The 19,314-nt window shown below is 43.1% G+C and carries 7 protein-coding genes; 4 read left to right on the top strand and 3 right to left on the bottom strand.

Annotation, left to right across the window (positions count from 1 at the left end; all coding sequences use genetic code 11):
- Positions 1-35: 35 nt before the first annotated feature.
- The 3 genes from QNM18_RS27135 to QNM18_RS27125 form a co-directional block, all read right to left on the bottom strand.
- Positions 36-1,241, bottom strand: coding sequence for a methyl-accepting chemotaxis protein (locus QNM18_RS27135; protein WP_284138941.1), 1,206 nt, complete (start codon positions 1,239-1,241; stop codon positions 36-38).
- A 193-nt stretch (positions 1,242-1,434) separates the two neighbouring features.
- Entirely contained in the window at positions 1,435-2,142 is a 708-nt protein-coding gene (locus QNM18_RS27130) for a glycerophosphodiester phosphodiesterase (protein ID WP_284138946.1), read from the bottom strand.
- Positions 2,142-3,002, bottom strand: coding sequence for a DMT family transporter (locus QNM18_RS27125; RefSeq protein WP_211013552.1), 861 nt, complete (start codon positions 3,000-3,002; stop codon positions 2,142-2,144). The genes QNM18_RS27130 and QNM18_RS27125 overlap by 1 nt, the downstream gene beginning before the upstream one ends.
- A 276-nt stretch (positions 3,003-3,278) precedes the next feature.
- Between QNM18_RS27125 and QNM18_RS27120 the strand changes: the two genes are divergently transcribed.
- From QNM18_RS27120 to QNM18_RS27105, 4 genes are all read left to right on the top strand, one after another.
- Positions 3,279-4,241, top strand: a complete 963-nt coding sequence (locus QNM18_RS27120; RefSeq protein WP_284138940.1) for a sensor histidine kinase — start codon at positions 3,279-3,281, stop codon at positions 4,239-4,241.
- 9 nt (positions 4,242-4,250) lie between these two features.
- Complete coding sequence (locus tag QNM18_RS27115; RefSeq protein WP_211013554.1) at positions 4,251-4,850, top strand: response regulator transcription factor; 600 nt, start codon at positions 4,251-4,253, stop codon at positions 4,848-4,850.
- A 162-nt stretch (positions 4,851-5,012) separates the two neighbouring features.
- Positions 5,013-7,109 carry an ATP-binding response regulator gene (locus QNM18_RS27110; protein WP_284138939.1) on the top strand — a complete coding sequence of 699 codons (2,097 nt, stop codon included), beginning with the start codon at positions 5,013-5,015 and terminating at the stop codon, positions 7,107-7,109.
- 186 nt (positions 7,110-7,295) lie between these two features.
- On the top strand, positions 7,296-19,314 hold a 12,019-nt coding region (locus tag QNM18_RS27105), incomplete at its 3' end, for an SdrD B-like domain-containing protein (protein ID WP_284138938.1).

The following is a 19,314-nucleotide window of genomic DNA, read 5'->3' as shown; positions in this document are numbered from 1 at the left end:
GTTGGAAAAAAGCCCAGTTTTAACTGGGCTTTCTTTTAAACAAAACGTTGTAGTTCTTTTTGAGTCGTCGTCGTCAGCTGATGAGCGTGCTGGCAATCGGAGAGCGCAGAATCTAGCTGCTCTTTTGCCGACTGGCCTAACTCGACAATTTGTTGTACTGCTTGATGAGTATGGTTTTGTGTATCTTCAAGTTGATGCACTGCACTGACTATGTCTTCTAATTGTGATTGGTTACGCTCAAAATCAGCACTCATGTCAGCAAATCCTTGAGAGGTCTCGCTGATGGCTTTTTCTGCGCCACTTGAATGTGTGATCAGTTGCTCAGATTCCTGATGTGTTTCACTGACAAGGTGATCCATTTGATTGATAAAATCGCTGATCTGCCTAGTGGCATCGTTTACTTTGACAGACAGGTTGCGCACTTCGTCAGCGACTACGGCAAACCCCCGTCCAGCTTCCCCAGCACGAGCCGCTTCTATTGCGGCATTGAGGGCAAGCAAGTTCGTTTGATCTGAAAATTCTTCAACCATTTTGAGGATATTACGGATATTGTCGCTATTTTCTTTTAGGCCAGAAACAGTTGTCGAAAAGTTACCAAGTAAAGTCGTTATCTGCTGTACTTCACTGACAAGTGTTAGTAGTGATTGAGACGAGCCTCTTACAAAATGCAGGCTTTCAGTATTGGCCTGATAAACTTGGTCCGTATTACTGACAATACTTTGTAAACTGTGAGTGACTTTATCACTGGCTGCGATGATGGTATCACCTTGAGTAATTTGTTGTTCACCAACCGACACTGTATTGGTCATGGAATAGGTCACTTGTTGATTACTGAGTGTTGCTGCTTCAGCGCTCTTATAAGTATTACCTAGTAGTTCGCTCAAATGGGCTGTAAATGTATTGTACTGTGCGCTGAGATCTCTAAACTCATCGTATGTAAACTGTGGCAATTGTGCATTCAGGTCGCCATCTTGACGATTTATTTGTTCTAACCTGTCGCGCATTGCTTGGACTGGACGAACGATTAAAAAACGCATATAAAAAAAAGTAAATATGAACGCCACTATAGAGGTAAATGCAAGAAACCAAAAGCTGGCCGATGCGCTGTTTGTCTCGCTAAGGTATGAATATAGCCACCCCAGTGTGAGTAACTGAAATACAAACAAGAACCCTAAGTTACCAAAAATTTTTCTGGTTAGGGTATAAAATAAAGACTCTTCAATTAAATTATATATTCGCATGTACAAACTCGTCATAGGCTGTCACTCGCCAGTTGTGTAAATACTGACTCAATTAACAAGCTATGCCAGATATTCACAGTCAGTGTTATTAAAATATACCACTTAACAGAATTATTTAAACTTGGAGAGGCTTGCTTCCCAAGCAAATGCTATTTTAGGTTTATGGCGTAGCTCGCTTCACAACCAAAATACATTATCTGTTTAGCCATTGGTTGACGACCATTTTTGCGTAACAAGGGTAGTTACTGAAGATGCCATCAACACCCATATCTAATACCTGTTCAATGTCCTGTTGTTTATCTACAGTATAGCTATAAACAAACAGCCCTCGCTGTTTAGCATCCTTTACAAACTCATGATTAATAAAGTTTTTATCAATGTGAATGCTATATGCGTGCAAGCGTTCTGCAAATTCAGCATAGTGCAGTGGGATAGATGCGGTGAGTGCACCAATTTTTACCCAAGGCATTTTCTGTTTTAGCCATACAAGCTGGTGGTGATCAAATGAAGAAAGTATGAGCTGTGATCGCTCTATGGTGCCAGCTTGCACGTTTTTCTCAATATATTGCACAAACTTATCTAGGCTGTATGTATGTTTTAATTCAAGGTTTATGGTTGCTTTTTTGCCGACTAAATCGAACACATCCTGTAGAGTTGGGATCCCCTCTCCATTACCTGCATCGAGTTTGTTTAATGCTTCTCTAGTGGCATCTCTCACCATACCTTTTCCACTTGTAGTACGATCTAACCAAGTATCGTGGATGATGGCATAATCATCACGACAACTCTGTACATCAAGCTCAATGCCATTTACATCCACTTCCAAAGCTGCGCTAATTGCACTTAGCGAGTTTTCAGGATGCATACCGCTGGCTCCACGGTGTGCAAAGACTTGGATCATCATTTTTTCCTTGTTATTGACCAAGTTTCAAAACAGGCAGCACTCACAACTAACACGCCGCCAATAAGTGTTGTCATATTTGTTGTCTCAGATAACAGCATATAAGCCAATACGGTGCCATACAAGGGTTGTAAGCAGGAAATTAGACCGACAGTGGTAGCACTTAAATGACGCAAGCTACTTGCAAAGAATGAATGCGGGATGGCTGTAAAAACCATGCCAGCTAAGAGCAGGTAGTAAATATCTTGCAATGGTAAGGTGCTAGGAGGGTTGTCAACAAATATGGACAAAATAACCGCAGCAGTTAAAGTCTGATAGAGCATAGTGTGCGAGCCACCATATTGAGAGAAGTATTTCTTTTGTAATAGGTTGCGCGTAGCAAAAAAGGCACCAGATAAAACACCAGTTAATATACCCAAAGTGACTTGATCGCCTAAATTTGCATTTGGCATCATCAGATAGATACCAAAAATCACGACCACGGCATTAAATAAATCTGTAAATTTAATATGCGTTTTACTAAACAGTGGCTCCAACAATACGGTGATAACAGGGTAAGTAAAAAATGCAATGATACCGGTTGCTATTCCTGCCATTTGCATCGCAGAAAAATAAGTTACCCAATGAATACCAACAATGACACCTAACCCTACAGCAATGAAATAATCTTTTAATTGATTGAGTCTCAATTGCTTACTTTGTACTTTTAGAATGACTATCAAGGTAAAAAAGGCGATAGCAGTGCGATAGACCGTAATGTCTAATGCTGGCAATGCAATTAGTTTGGAGAAAAGCGCTGTGCCTCCAAATAGGAAAACAGCGAGGTGTAAATTTATTAACGCTGATTGATGTTGTTGCATAGTTTTTGTAGCGCCTTCATTGATTGTCATTTTTTTTTGGAAGAACTAAGTGACACTTGTCACTGATAGATTGTGCACAAGCATGTTAAATTAAAACTATCAATCTATATACCTTAATAAGCGGCTTTGATGAGATTTAGGTTTGGTAATTCAACGCATACAATGCAATTAGCTATGCATGGCAAGCATTTTTTTGCTAATTATGGGCATTTGTTTTTTTCAGTATTTTATTTTTTTCCATTAATTAGGAGCTTTGATTCATATACGCAAACTGAAGTGAGTATACAAGTTTTAGCCTATTTAGGTTTTGTATATTTGTACCGCAAAGCTTTGCATTGTCCTGCGAAAGACGTACTTGGTTTGATTGCACTGATGGCGGCAATCTGCATTTTTGTAACAACGCTAACTCCTGGGACAAGCACATTATTTGGCTATATAGGTTACTTTTTAGGATTTTGTTTTATAGGTCCTGCCCGCTGGTTAATGCTGTTGCTCCAGATGATGATGATTACAGTCGTCACAGTGTTATTTATTGACCCTCATGGCTGGCCTTATTTTGTTGGCCCTGCGCTTGTTGTTTCATTAGGGTTATTTAGCTTTGGCGTGGTGGAATATAAAGACCGTATTCATAGCAACGAAACTCGTAAAAATAAAGAACAGATCCAGCAATTGGCAAAAATAGCTGAGCGTGAACGCATTGCGCGTGACTTACACGATTTACTTGGGCATTCATTAAGCTCTATCTCACTTAAATCAGAATTGGCTGGAAAATTTATGGCCGCTGGCATGTTAGAAAAAGCCCAGGATGAAACACAAGAAGTGGCGATGCTGGCTCGCACTGCATTATCAGAGGTGCGTGAGGCTGTTTCTGGCATGAAACAGCTGGGATTGGCTGCCCAACTCGAAGTGATGGCATCTCGTTTACAAGATAAAGGCGTTCAGGTGCATAAAGTTGTTGAATGTGGTCCAGTTACTGCTGAAAAAGAAAGTTGTTTTTGCTTTGTTGCCAAAGAGGCCATCACCAATGTAATAAAACACAGTAGTGCCAAGCATATGCATATATCTTTGAAAGGGGAACGTAACTACCACATTCTGACTTTTCAAGATGATGGCGTGGTAGGTGATGTTGTTTGGGGTAATGGCTTGCTCGGTATCAAATCGAGAGTAGAAGAACTTGGTGGTAGCATGAAGTGGTCAACAAAGCATGGTTGCAAGCTGGTGGCAAAACTACCCATATAAGGATACGAAATGAAAATTTTAGTTGTGGAAGATCAAGCGTTGGTGCGAAACGCAATTTCGGCCTTGTTGAGTTTGGAGGCTAATCTAGAGGTGGTGGGCCAAGCAGAAGATGGCCAGCAAGCTCTTGAGTATTTAGCTAATAACGAGCCTGATATTGTGCTTAGCGACATCGAAATGCCAAATGTAACTGGGCTGGAATTAGCGCAGGTTATTCAGGAGAAGTACCCGAGAGTAAAAGTGGTTATTATGACCACTTTTTCCCGCGCAGGTTATATTAGACGGGCTATGGCTGCTGATGTAAAAGGGTTTATTCTCAAAGAAGCACCCAGTGATTATTTGGTCAACGCGCTGAAGAAAATATCTGTAGGGCAAAAAGTCATAGATCCAGAACTTGCTATGAATGCACTGGATGACAGTGATCCGCTATCAGATAAAGAACGTAAAGCCTTGAGGTTGGCTAGTGAAGGACTGAAAACTCGGCAAATAGCTGAAGCCCTATTTTTAAGTGAAGGTACGGTCAGAAACTATTTATCAGATGCAATCGCCAAATTGAATGCGACAAACCGTGTTGATGCGGCGCGTATTGCTAGACAAAAGGGTTGGTTGTAAATCAATTTAACCCCTAAAAATGGTAGTTTACTCTTTATTAGTGGTTTTTATTAGTAATATAATACTAGTAATTAATTAAAATAATGTAACTAATCATCCATGGGCGATCCGAAACTACTATTACAAATTTTAGCGCTGACAACCTGTGTTTGTGCGGTGTTTATGATGGTTAACTGGCTGATCCACAAACACATCGCAGGCACGCGCCTATGGTTTGGGTTTGTGTTTTGCGCCGCAATTGCATGTATGTTTCAAGCATCATTGTCGCTGTCGCCTATTTGGTCAATTATGGTTCCCAACACCTTGATACTTGTTGGGTTATTTATGCTGACAAGAGGTGTGGAACGGTTTTTTTCTGTGCAAACACACCAACTTCCTTGGTATGTGTTAGCAGCTATATTTTTCCCCAGTTTCATCTATTTTACTTTTGTTGAGCCGAGCTTCTTAATACGTGTCATTGTCAATTATATGGTTTGGCTATTGGCAATGGGGCTATGCCTTAGAGCATTATTTTTAGGCCAAAATAAACGCATCTCTTCTTTTTCTCCTGCGCATTGGACATTTGCGATTGCCTGCTTCTGTCTACTAAGTGTGTTTACATTGCGATTGAGCATGCTCGGTAGTTATGAACATAGCGATACATTGGGAACCAACAACTGGGTTAATCAGTTTTTTTCTTTATCGGTGATCGTCATGCCGCTGATTTTGTGCTTTTCACTGTGTTTGCTGTGCAGTTGTCGCAAAGAGCAGCAACTGGCAGAGCTAACTCGAAATGCCAAACGTGAATCACAGAAAAAAGAGCGTTTTTTAACTCTTTTGAGTCATGAGCTGAGAACGCCACTCAATGCCATTGTTGGTCATGCTGAGTTAATTAAAAAGGCACCTAGAGAACCGTTAAAATATCAACAGTATTGCGATGTCATTATTTCCACGGCGATGTCTTTGGCCGATTTAGCAAACCAAGTGCTGCTAAATGCACGTGGCAAATCGTCAACGCAGGTACCTGTAAACTTGTCTCAATTCGCCGATTTGCTCATCGGGCAGTTTAAGCCTCTGTTGCAAGAAAAGGGAGTTGAGCTGCGCACTCAGTTGACTGGGATTGCCTGTGACAAAGAATATCTGATCGATCAAGATAGTATTGGTTTGGTGGTTAAAAACTTATTGTCCAATGCCATTAAATACACTCAAAGCGGCAGCATTACTTTATCTATTACCCAGCAAAGCCTAACGCACCAAGCTGAAACAGTTCGGTTTGAAGTGAAAGACACCGGCGCAGGCATGACCGCAGAGCAAATAGAGCTGCTATTTAAACCTTTTACTTCTTCTGATCCTGCTCGTTCTATTGCGCACAGTGCGGGGGTAGGATTAGTGTTATGCCAGCAAATACTTGAAGTTTTAAAAACTAAATTACATGTTGTCAGCGAATTAGGACGCGGTAGTTCATTTTACTTTGATATAGAACTATCAGAAGCCATCGTCACGAACCGACAAGAGCAGACAAACTCCTATCAGCCACAAGCTGTTTCTCAGTTGTGTGGGGATATTTTGATTATTGAAGACAACCAGCTGAATCAGGAAATTCTGAAACATTTACTGTCTTCATTGGGGTTAAACTATGAAATTGCCGCTACTTTATCTGCCGCAGAAGCTGCGCTTAATCGCGCTCAATTTGATGTTATTTTCTTGGACATGCATTTAACAGATGGCCACGGATTAGACTGGTATCGGCGTGTATTTAAGAGTTTTGATTTTAAGCAGGCTCCTGTCGTGGTCGCTATCACGGGGGATGTTGATGAGCAGTCCCAGCAAGCTTATCGTATTGCTGGAATAGAGCACTTTATGGCAAAACCCATCCAGCAGAAGTTGCTAGAGAAGCTGCTTGCTCAATTGTTAATGCCAGCGAGACACTTTCTGGCAGAAAAAAGCATGTTGGATTACTCGGTCATTGATGAGCTTGTCAATACGATGAGTCCACAGGTGCTAAGTGCCAAACTCATGTATTTAAGTGATAGGTTAGATTATGAGTTCGCCCAGCTACGCGGTTTAGCAGATATACAGGCATTTGAAGCGTTGGAAGAAAAATTGATTCAATTGGAAGAAGAAGCAGGTGCACTTGGTATGTGTGTTCTTCACATTGCGCTCCAAGATGTTCGGTTGTCGATGTTTGATTCATTAAATGCAGATTGGCAAGCACTACATAGTTTAGCGAAGCACAGTGCGCGTTGTTTATCTGATTATCATTCAAAAGCATTGCAATAATTTATTTTTTTAGTTGTAAAGGGTTTATTTTACCTTATATAGGTGCAAATCCTGTTTACAAATGTTGTTATTTGAGGGAAATTACACTGGATTACAGTAACCAGATTCAATAAAATTCTCATCCGTTTTTATTAGTATTGTTTTGGGAACGGGTTGTTTGTTGCTTTATTGTTCGGGTTATTGAAATTGAAGAAGCTTTTATTTTCGTTATTCTCATTATTTATTCTGTTGTACACAAGCGTTGCGTTTGCCGTTGACCTGCAAATTTCCACATTTGAAGATTTAGATACAACAGTCCCGAGAGGGGGAGATGTACGTTATAACCTCGAGTTTACCAACTCTGAAGAAGATACTGCCAACAATGTTGCCGTTGAATTTTTTTTACCGCAAACCACAAGCTTTGTGTCTAGCTCAAAGCCGTGTACTCAATCCAGTTATCAAGAAAGCGGTACCACCAAAAGTAAGTTAACGTGCCTCATTGGTCAATTATCAGGGCGAGTGAGCGATTCATTGCAAGTGACGATCAAAACATCGGCTCAGACTGGCGATACAATAGAGCCGAGTGTGCGTATTAGTGCAGACAATGAATCGAGCAATAAATTACTTAACAATACTGAAACTCAGAATACTTCAATTATTGCGGGTGTAGATTTAGCCATTACCTCACTAACAGCTAACCCTACTTCAGTAAATTTAAATACTGTTTTTACTTACCAAATCAGTGTGAAAAATAATGGACCTGATGCAGCGGCAAACGCAGTAGTTAAACTTAACCTACCGAGTTTCACGTCGTGGGAAAACGCCAGCACTGTAGATTTCGATGGTTGGCGCTGTGCTGGCAGTCAAACGCTAACGTGTACAATTGCCACTTTTAATTCAGGTGCATCATCAACATTAAATATTCAAGCTCGTGTAAGTCAGGTAAGTAGTGGGACCGTTACAGCCAGCAGCAGTATCAGCAGTGATACGGCGGAAATAGATGCCTCAAATGATCAAGCGTCTGTGAATACAACTATTAATCCAAATGCTGATTTAGGTGTTGCGATAAAGCAGTATAAAACCAATGGAACACCTTCTTGGTATGGACCTTTAAATATACAGATCAATGAACGTCATTACTATGATGTCACGGTGACACATTTGGGGCCAAGCTCAGTGACACCAGCTTATATGAGTACGACGTTAGCCAGTGGTATGAGTAATATCACAGTGCAATCACCTTCTGGTTGGTCATGTAATATCAATACGCTCGTAGTCGCTTGCCAATCTACAAATACTATGGTGAAAAATGACAGCGCTGTAATCAGAATATATGCAAATGCGCCAACATCGGAGGCGACATTTTCAACCACAGCGCAGGTGAGTTCCGATTTATTAGATTTAAACTCTACTAATAATCAGGCAAGTGCTAGCGTTAAAACCAGTATTGCTCAAACCTCATTTGTCTCAGTCAACAAAACAGCACTAAATGGCAGTACTTATTATGTTGACGATGAAATAGAGTTCAAAATCACAGTTACAAATACATCAGAGGCGACAACCATTGAGTCGTTGATAGATACATTACCGGATTCACTGAGCTATGTGGGTTACAGCTCTAACCATTTTAATTGTGCTTTGAATGCAGGTAATACGCAAAGAATTGACTGTACACCTATCTCAAGCAGTTTCGCTAAATCGCAAACATGGCAAGTCAATGTTAAAGCAAAGGCAAAAGCGGTTAGTCAAAGCGCTGTCAATTGGGCGAGTGTTGCGCATGGTGGGCGAGAATCAAGTAGTGATAGTGCCAGTATTGCAATTTTGGATGTTGCTCCTGATCTTAGCATCACCAAGTCTTCTGATCTGAATTGGGATTCTAATATTAACTATATGAATAAAGAGTTTTACTTCTTTATCAAAATAGTGAATTCGGGAGGGGGGGCTGCAAAGGGAGTCAAGGTGGTGGATAACTTTGCCAATACATCTGGCTACACCCCTCTTTCTACTGCAACACGTAAATATAGTAATGGCGCTTGGCAAACTGTTGCTGATTGGTGTGAGATCACAAACACAGTGGTGACTTGTACCGGCTCTGAAGTTGGCGCAAATGAAACCGTTGAGATATTAATAAGAGCGCGTTCGCCGATATATACGGGTACAGAGAGTAACTATCGACCTAAAAACACTGTAACTATGACGGCAGGTGGGGTTGATTACACTGCTAATTATGAAGGGTGGGGTTTACATCCAAGGAACCCGGTGCTGCTCAATATTACAAAAACGAAATCAGCATCAACGACAGCCAGCACAAGTATAGTTGAACAAGCTGGTGACATTTTAAATCGCATCGTTGTTTCAAATACGGGCAACGGGACAACGCTTGGCAAGGTTACCGTGGTTGATGCTCTGCCAAGTGGAGAAACGTTTGTCGCGAATGGGAGCTATGGCACAAACTGGTCTTGTAGTGCCGCAGAGCAATTAGCGGATGGTAGCGGTGGCAAGGTAACTTGTTTATATCAAAATGCAGATGCAAGCCGCATTGCTTTGTCTGGGACTGCACCAACCTTGACTATCACAACTCGAGCGACATCTGTAGGGGATTTAAAAAATACTGCGACTGTTACTGATACCGGTGGTGCACCTGGGGAAGCCTCTGCATCTGCGACCATTAAAAGTGCATTGAGTGCTGATTTAAGTATTCAAAAAGTGGCGAATGCGAGCAGTATTACGACTTCTCAAAATGAGATTGGCTACCAGATCACTGCCACTAACTTATCGGGTTCTAACATTGTTGGCGTAGACGCGGATTCACTCATTATTGTTGATACTTTCAATGCGACATTTAAATCACGCGAAGGGCATAAAGAAACAGGGATCACATTCCCATCATCTGTAAATAGTGCGCTCGGTGCACGCTTTTCATGTACTAGAGCCGATACCGGTGAGTACGAAAAGACACAAACTGCGATCACTTGTCGCTTAGATACAGGCCAAATATTTGCTCTCAATGACAGTGTGACTATCCCTCTGACAGTGGCTCGGCCTTTTGTGACGACAAATGGGCAAGTTATCAACTCAGTACAAGTGTCATCAAATACACATATAGATCCGAATACAGCAAATAACTTGGCTAGTGCGACTACGGCGGTACAGTCTTTATTTGATTTGGCCGTGACGAATGTTGTGTATGCGAAGCCAACGGTCTTAAGCGGTGATATTGCCCTACAGACGATCCATGTTGCTAATATAGGTGCGGTTGCAGCGACTAATGTGGTGTTAGAGCATACTTTTAATGTGCCGACAGGCAAAGAATATCAATATGTAAGTAATAGTTTTTCTCGGGCAGGGCAAAGTAATATTTGTTCTTACACCGAGGTGACTAAGACTCTGCGCTGCAGTATTGGGTCGCTAGACAGCAATGAAGTACAAAGTGTTACCATTCAAATTCGTCCCAAAAGTGCATCTGATCGTCAAGATTGGGTGTTAGAAAGTACAAGCAGATTATCCGCCTCTAATATGTCATTGGATAGTGACGCTGCCAATAATAGCTTCAACAAGTCTTTAACCGTACAAATACGCGAAGCCAACCTGAAAATTGAAAACAATGATATTAGTGATCCGTTAGCTTGGTATCCTACACCGGGCTCATTTCCAGCAACGCTGGACAATGTGGTGGTTTATAAAGTCGATCTGGAATATTTGACGGATAATAACGGTGAAACTTCGGTGGCCAGTGGTGTTGGTTACAATTTTACTATATCGCCAGCTAATAGCTCAAAGCAGTTACAGTTTTTGTGTGACAGTAGCTCCAATGCAACTTGTAGTGCAGCTACGGCGCGTTGCGGCAATCAAAACTTGACTTTTAACAACGAAACGACCTTTAACTGTTTAGGCCCAGAAAATAGCAGTTCATCATTAGCTGAAAATGAGTTACTTGAGAATACTGGCGGCCAGTCAGCAATTTATACTCGCTATATGTTCTTTAAGATCTTATCACGCCCCTCAACCACTGGCGAAGTCGCAACGACCAGTGCCTCTATTTTTTCGAATGAAAAAGACCTTATTACGGCAAACAATGACGAAAGTGAAAAAACATCTATTCGTATAGCTGTGGACTTAGCACTGACTAAAACTGCGTCGTTGAATAAAGTCGCTTTGGGCAGCCAGTTTAATTATCAATTTACGCTAACTAATGCCGGTCCTGGTGACAGCGCTGACAACGTACTTTACGATTATTTACCAAGTTATTTGAGCGTGGCAGGTAATGCGATTACCTCATCAGGCAGTTGTACAAATTCTCGAGCAAACTCTCCAAGTACTGGTGCGCTTACTGATTTTATTCGTTGTAATATTCCGCTTATTCAAATGAATGAAACTGTACAGATCAGTATTCCGGTTACACTCAATGCGCTACCGAGCAACAATCTTGTGGTCAATGAAGCCTGGGTAGAAACGCAAGGCTTTGATACAAATAAGCTAAACAACAAAGCAACGTCTTCAACAGAAGTTATTCAAGGTTTGATATCGGGGTATGTATTTGTCGATGCAGTGAACAATGGCCTTTTCGACAGTAACGTCGATTCATCACTATCTGGTATAGAGATATTGTTGGACGGTGTGACTGCTGGTGGGCAAACTATTGCTCAACAGCGTGTATCAACAGATGCAAATGGTCAATTTGTATTTTACGATTTAGTGTCTGGTACCTATAAACTGACACAGCCTACTCAGGCAGCTTTGAATAGCTACAGAGATGGTAAAGAGGCGAAATCTGGCAGTGTGCTTGCAAATAGTCAAGGTACCGACGTAATAACCAATATTGTACTTGCATCTGGTTCTGCCTCCCAAGGACACTCATTTGCAGAGCTTGTGATAGGTGATAAGTCTGTTTCAGGTACCGTATTTTTCGATGTAAACCAAGATGGCGTTGTTGACGCCAATGACGCGTTACTAAAAGACATCACAGTCACAATCACGGGTACGGATAAGTTTGGTCAGGCTGTTGATACAACCACCATGACCAACGTCAAAGGTGAGTTCAGCTTTACTGGCCTGATGGAGTCAAACGTAGATGGCTACACCATCACGCAAACACCAAGTTCGATTTACCAAACCGGCAATCGCTATATTGGTAGCAATTCAGGTGTGGTAAGTAATGTCGCCAAAGTGGTTATAGGCACAGATCCAACCCCAGCGGTCCGCTTTACAGAAAAACCAAAAGCCGGTGATAAATCTGTTTCGGGTACTGTGTTCTTCGATGTGGATCAGGATGGTGTAGTCGATTCAAATGATGCGCTACTAAAAGACATCACGGTGACAATCACGGGTACGGACAAGTTTGGTCAGGCTGTTAATGCTACAACAACGACCAATACCAACGGTGAGTTCAGCTTTACTGGCCTGATGGAGTCAAACGTAGATGGCTATATCATTACGCAAACACCGAGTGCCACTTACCAAACGGGTAATCGCTATATTGGCACAGGTGCAGGTTTAGTGAGTAATGTCGCCAAAGTCGTGGTGGGCACAGATCCAACCTCTGCGATCCGCTTTACTGAAAAACCAAAAGCGGGTGATAAATCTGTTTCGGGTACCGTGTTCTTCGATGTCGATCAGGACGGTGTAGTCGATTCAAATGACGCGCTATTAAAAGACATTACAGTCACAATCACGGGCACGGACAAGTTTGGTCAGGCAGTAAATCAGAGTGTAACGACCAATGCTAACGGTGAGTTTAGCTTTACTGGTTTAATCGAGTCTAATGCTGACGGATATACCATTACACAAACACCAAGCGCCACTTACCAAACGGGCAATCGTTATATTGGTAGCGATTCGGGTGTGGTAAGCAATATCGCAAAAGTGGTTGTGGGTACAGAACCAACCTCTGCGATCCGCTTTACTGAAAAACCAAAAGCGGGTGATAAGTCTATTTCAGGTACCGTATTTTTCGATGTCGATCAGGATGGTGTAGTCGATTCAAATGATGCGCTATTAAAAGACATCACAGTCACAATCACGGGTACGGATAAGTTTGGTCAAACAGTAAATACCACAACAACGACTAACGCCACAGGTGAGTTCAGCTTTACCGGTTTGATTGAATCAAATACTGATGGCTATACCATCACGCAAACACCAAGCGGGATTTACCAAACGGGTAATCGTTATATTGGCACTGAAGCCGGCGTCATCAGCAATATCGCAAAAGTGGTTGTGGGCACACAACCAACCCCTGCGATCCGCTTTACTGAAAAGCCAAAAGCCGGTGATAAGTCTATTTCAGGTACCGTGTTCTTCGATGTCGATCAGGACGGCGTAGTCGATTCTAATGACACGCTATTAAAAGACATCACAGTCACAATCACGGGTACGGATAAGTTTGGTCAAACAGTAAATACTACAACAACGACTAACGCCAAAGGTGAGTTCAGCTTTGAAGGCCTGATTGAATCAAATACTGATGGCTATACCATCACGCAAACACCAAGCGGGATTTACCAAACGGGTAATCGTTATATTGGCACTGAAGCCGGCGTCATCAGCAATATCGCAAAAGTGGTTGTGGGCACACAACCAACCCCTGCGATCCGCTTTACTGAAAAGCCAAAAGCCGGTGATAAGTCTATTTCAGGTACCGTGTTCTTCGATGTCGATCAGGACGGCGTAGTCGATTCTAATGACACGCTACTAAAAGACATCACGGTTACAATCACGGGTACAGATAAGCATGGTCAGGCAGTAAACCAGAGTGTAACGACTAACGCCAAAGGTGAGTTCAGCTTTGAAGGCCTGATGGAGTCAAATGCAGATGGCTATACCATCACGCAAACACCGAGTGCCACTTACCAAACCGGCAATCGCTATATTGGTAGCGATTCAGGTGTGGTAAGCAATGTCGCCAAAGTCGTGGTGGGCACAGAGCCAACCCCTGCGATCCGCTTTACAGAAAAGCCAAAGGCGGGTGATAAATCTGTGTCAGGTACCGTGTTCTTCGATGTTGATCAGGATGGTGTAGTCGATTCAAATGATGCGCTACTAAAAGACATCACGGTTACAATCACGGGTACGGATAAGTTTGGTCAAATAGTAAATACTACAACAACGACTAACGCCAAGGGTGAGTTCAGCTTTACTGGCCTGATTGAATCAAGTGCAGATGGCTACACCATTACGCAAACACCGAGTGCCACTTACCAAACAGGTAATCGTTATATCGGTACCAATTCAGGTGTAGTGAGTAATGTCGCTAAAGTCGTGGTGGGCACAGATCCAACCCCTGCGATCCGCTTTACTGAAAAACCAAAAGCCGGTGATAAATCTGTGTCAGGTACAGTGTTCTTCGATGTCGATCAGGACGGCGTAGTCGATTCTAATGACGCGCGATTAAAAGATATCACTGTAACAATTACAGGTACAGATAAGCATGGTCAGGCAGTAAATCAGAGTGTAACGACCAATGCCAAAGGTGAGTTCAGCTTTACAGGCCTGATCGAATCAAATGCAAATGGTTACACCATTACGCAAACACCGAGTGCCACTTACCAAACGGGTAATCGCTATATTGGTAGCGATTCGGGTGTGGTAAGCAATGTCGCCAAAGTCGTGGTGGACACAGATCCAACCCCTGCGATCCGCTTTACGGAAAAACCAAAAGCCGGTGATAAATCTGTTTCGGGCACCGTGTTCTTCGATGTCGATCAGGACGGCGTAGTCGATTCAAATGATGCGCTATTAAAAGACATCACAGTCACAATCACGGGTACGGATAAGTTTGGTCAAACAGTAAATACCACAACAACGACTAACGCCACAGGTGAGTTCAGCTTTACCGGTTTGATTGAATCAAATACTGATGGCTATACCATCACGCAAACACCAAGCGGGATTTACCAAACGGGTAATCGTTATATTGGCACTGAAGCCGGCGTCATCAGCAATATCGCCAAAGTGGTTGTGGGCACACAACCAACCCCTGCGATCCGCTTTACTGAAAAACCAAAAGCCGGTGATAAATCTGTGTCAGGTACCATATTTTTCGATGTAAACCAAGATGGCGTGGTCGATTCAAATGATGCGCTACTAAAAGACATCACAGTCACAATTACAGGCATGGATAAGTTTGGTCAGGCTGTTGATACAACCACCATGACCAACGCCAAAGGTGAGTTCAGCTTTACTGGCCTGATCGAATCAAATACAGATGGCTACACCATTACGCAATCACCAAGCGGGATTTACCAAACAGGTAATCGTTATATCGGTAGCGATTCAGGTGTAGTGAGCAATGTCGCAAAAGTTGTGGTGGGCACAGATCCAACGCCAGCGATCCGCTTTACTGAAAAACCAAAAGCCGGTGATAAATCTGTGTCAGGTACCGTATTTTTCGATGTCGATCAGGACGGCGTGGTCGATTCTAATGACGCGCTATTAAAGGACATCACGGTCACAATCACGGGTACGGATAAGTTTGGTCAGGCAGTAAACCTGAGTGTAACGACCAATGCCAAGGGTGAGTTCAGCTTTACTGGCCTGATTGGATCAAATGCAGGTGGATACACCATTACGCAAACACCGAGTGCCACTTACCAAACGGGTAATCGCTATATTGGTAGCGATTCGGGTGTAGTGAGCAATGTCGCAAAAGTCGTGGTGGGCACAGATCCAACCCCTGCGATCCACTTTACCGAAAAACCAAAAGCCGGTGATAAATCTATTTCAGGTACCGTATTTTTCGATGTAAACCAAGATGGCGTGGTCGATTCAAATGATGCGCTACTAAAAGACATCACGGTTACAATCACGGGTACGGATAAGTTTGGTCAAATAGTAAATACTACAACAACGACTAACGCCAAGGGTGAGTTCAGCTTTACTGGCCTGATTGAATCAAGTGCAGATGGCTACACCATTACGCAAACACCAAGTTCGATTTATCAAACAGGTAATCGTTATATTGGTAGCGATTCAGGTGTAGTGAGCAATGTCGCAAAAGTTGTGGTGGGCACAGATCTAACCCCTGCGATCCGCTTTACTGAAAAACCAAAAGCGGGTGATAAATCTGTTTCGGGTACCGTGTTCTTCGATGTCGATCAGGACGGCGTAGTTGATTCTAATGACGTGCTATTAAAAGACATCGCAGTCACAATTACAGGCATGGATAAGCATGGTCAGGCAGTAAACCAGAGTGTAACGAGCAATGCCAAAGGTGAGTTCAGCTTTATTGGCCTGATTGAATCAAATGCAGATGGCTACACCATCACGCAAACACCAAGTTCGATTTACCAAACAGGTAATCGTTATATCGGTACCAATTCAGGTGTAGTGAGCAATGTCGCAAAAGTCGTGGTGGGCACAGATCCAACCCCTGCGATCCGCTTTACTGAAAAACCAAAAGCCGGTGATAAATCTATTTCAGGTACCGTATTTTTCGATGTAAACCAAGATGGGGTAGTCGATTCTAATGATGCGCTACTAAAAGACATCCCAGTCACAATCACGGGTACGGATAAGTTTGGTCAAACAGTAAATACCACAACAACGACTAACGCCAAAGGTGAGTTCAGCTTTGAAGGCCTGATGGAGTCAAATGCAGATGGCTATACCATCACGCAAACACCGAGTGCCACTTACCAAAAGGGTAATCGTTATATCGGCACTGAAGCCGGCGTCATCAGCAATATCGCAAAAGTTGTGGTGGGCACAGATCCAACCCCTGCGATCCGCTTTACAGAAAAACCAAAAGCGGGTGATAAATCTGTTTCGGGTACCGTGTTCTTCGATGTCGATCAGGACGGCGTAGTTGATTCTAATGACGCGCTACTAAAAGACATCACAGTCACAATCACGGGTACGGATAAGTTTGGTCAGGCTGTTGATACAACCACCATGACCAACGCCAAAGGTGAGTTCAGCTTTACTGGCCTGATTGAATCAAGTGCAGATGGCTACACCATTACGCAAACACCAAGTTCGATTTACCAAACAGGTAATCGTTATATTGGTAGCGATTCAGGTGTAGTGAGCAATGTCGCAAAAGTTGTGGTGGGCACAGATCTAACCCCTGCGATCCGCTTTACTGAAAAACCAAAAGCGGGTGATAAATCTATTTCGGGTACCGTGTTCTTCGATGTCGATCAGGACGGCGTAGTTGATTCTAATGACGTGCTATTAAAAGACATCGCAGTCACAATTACAGGCATGGATAAGCATGGTCAGACAGTAAACCAGAGTGTAACGAGCAATGCCAAAGGTGAGTTCAGCTTTATTGGCCTGATTGAATCAAATGCAGATGGCTACACCATCACGCAAACACCAAGTTCGATTTACCAAACAGGTAATCGTTATATCGGTACCAATTCAGGTGTAGTGAGCAATGTCGCAAAAGTCGTGGTGGGCACAGATCCAACCCCTGCGATCCGCTTTACTGAAAAACCAAAAGCCGGTGATAAATCTATTTCAGGTACCGTATTTTTCGATGTAAACCAAGATGGGGTAGTCGATTCTAATGACGCGCGATTAAAAGACATCCCAGTCACAATCACGGGTACGGATAAGTTTGGTCAAACAGTAAATACCACAACAACGACTAACGCCAAAGGTGAGTTCAGCTTTGAAGGCCTGATGGAGTCAAATGCAGATGGCTATACCATCACGCAAACACCGAGTGCCACTTACCAAACGGGTAATCGTTATATCGGCACTGAAGCCGGCGTCATCAGCAATATCGCAAAAGTTGTGGTGGGCACAGATCCAACCCCTGCGATCCGCTTTACAGAAAAACCAAAAGCGGGTGATAAATCTGTTTCGGGTACCGTGTTCTTCGATGTCGATCAGGACGGCGTAGTTGATTCTAATGACGCGCTACTAAAAGACATCACAGTCACAATCACAGGTACCGATAAGTTTGGTCAGGCTGTTGATACAACCACCATGACCAACGCCAAAGGTGAGTTCAGCTTTACTGGCCTGATCGAATCAAATACAGATGGTTACACCATTACGCAAACACCGAGTGCCACTTACCAAACGGGTAATCGCTATATTGGTAGCGATTCGGGTGTGGTAAGCAATGTCGCAAAAGTCGTGGTGGGCACAGATCCTCCCCCTGCAATCCGCTTTACTGAAAAACCAAAAGCCGGTGATAAATCTGTTTCAGGTACCGTGTTCTTCGATGTAAACCAAGATGGCGTAGTCGATTCCAATGACGCGCTATTAAAAGACATCGCAGTCACAATTACAGGCATGGATAAGTTTGGTCAGGCTGTTGATACAACCACCATGACCAACGCCACAGGTGAGTTCAGTTTTACTGGCCTGATTGAATCAAATGCAGATGGCTACACCATCACGCAAACACCAAGCGGGATTTACCAAACGGGTAATCGTTATATTGGCACTGAAGCCGGCGTCATCAGCAATATCGCAAAAGTCGTGGTGGGCACAGATCCTACCCCTGCGATCCGCTTTACAGAAAAACCTAAGGCCGGTGATAAGTCTATTTCAGGTACCGTATTCTTCGATGTAAACCAAGATGGCGTAGTCGATTCAAATGATGCGCTACTAAAAGACATCAGGGTCACAATCACAGGTACCGATAAGTTTGGTCAGGCAGTAAATTCCGCAACAACGACTAATGCCAAAGGTGAGTTCAGCTTTACTGGCCTGATTGAATCAAATGCAGATGGCTACACCATCACGCAAACACTAAGCTCAATTTACCAAACAGGTAATCGCTATATTGGTAGCGATTCGGGTGTGGTAAGCAATGTCGCAAAAGTCGTCGTGGGCACAGATCCTACCCCTGCGATCCGCTTTACTGAAAAACCAAAAGCCGGTGATAAATCTATTTCAGGTACCGTATTCTTCGATGTAAACCAAGATGGCGTAGTCGATTCTAATGACGCGCTACTAAAAGACATCACGGTCACAATTACAGGCATGGATAAGTTTGGTCAGGCTGTTGATACAACCACCATGACCAACGCCAAAGGTGAGTTCAGCTTTACTGGCCTGATCGAATCAAATGCAGATGGTTACACCATTACGCAATCACCAAGCGGGATTTACCAAACCGGCAATCGTTATATCGGCATAGGTGCAGGCGTAGTGAGCAATGTCGCAAAAGTCGTGGTGGGCACAGATCCTACCCCTGCGATCCGCTTTACAGAAAAACCTAAGGCCGGTGATAAGTCTATTTCAGGTACCGTATTCTTCGATGTAAACC

Source organism: Pseudoalteromonas obscura, assembly GCF_030135505.1.
Classification (GTDB): Bacteria; Pseudomonadota; Gammaproteobacteria; order Enterobacterales; family Alteromonadaceae; genus Pseudoalteromonas; species Pseudoalteromonas obscura.
Note: the sequence above shows the minus strand (reverse complement) of the source record. Positions and strands in the feature narration are given on the sequence as shown.

Coding starts and splice junctions, on each gene's coding strand:
- QNM18_RS27135 (WP_284138941.1), bottom strand. CDS start 1,241: ATGCGAATATATAATTTAATTGAAGAGTCTTTATTTTATACCCTAACC.
- QNM18_RS27130 (WP_284138946.1), bottom strand. CDS start 2,142: ATGATCCAAGTCTTTGCACACCGTGGAGCCAGCGGTATGCATCCTGAA.
- QNM18_RS27125 (WP_211013552.1), bottom strand. CDS start 3,002: ATGCAACAACATCAATCAGCGTTAATAAATTTACACCTCGCTGTTTTC.
- QNM18_RS27115 (WP_211013554.1), top strand. CDS start 4,251: ATGAAAATTTTAGTTGTGGAAGATCAAGCGTTGGTGCGAAACGCAATT.
- QNM18_RS27110 (WP_284138939.1), top strand. CDS start 5,013: ATGATGGTTAACTGGCTGATCCACAAACACATCGCAGGCACGCGCCTA.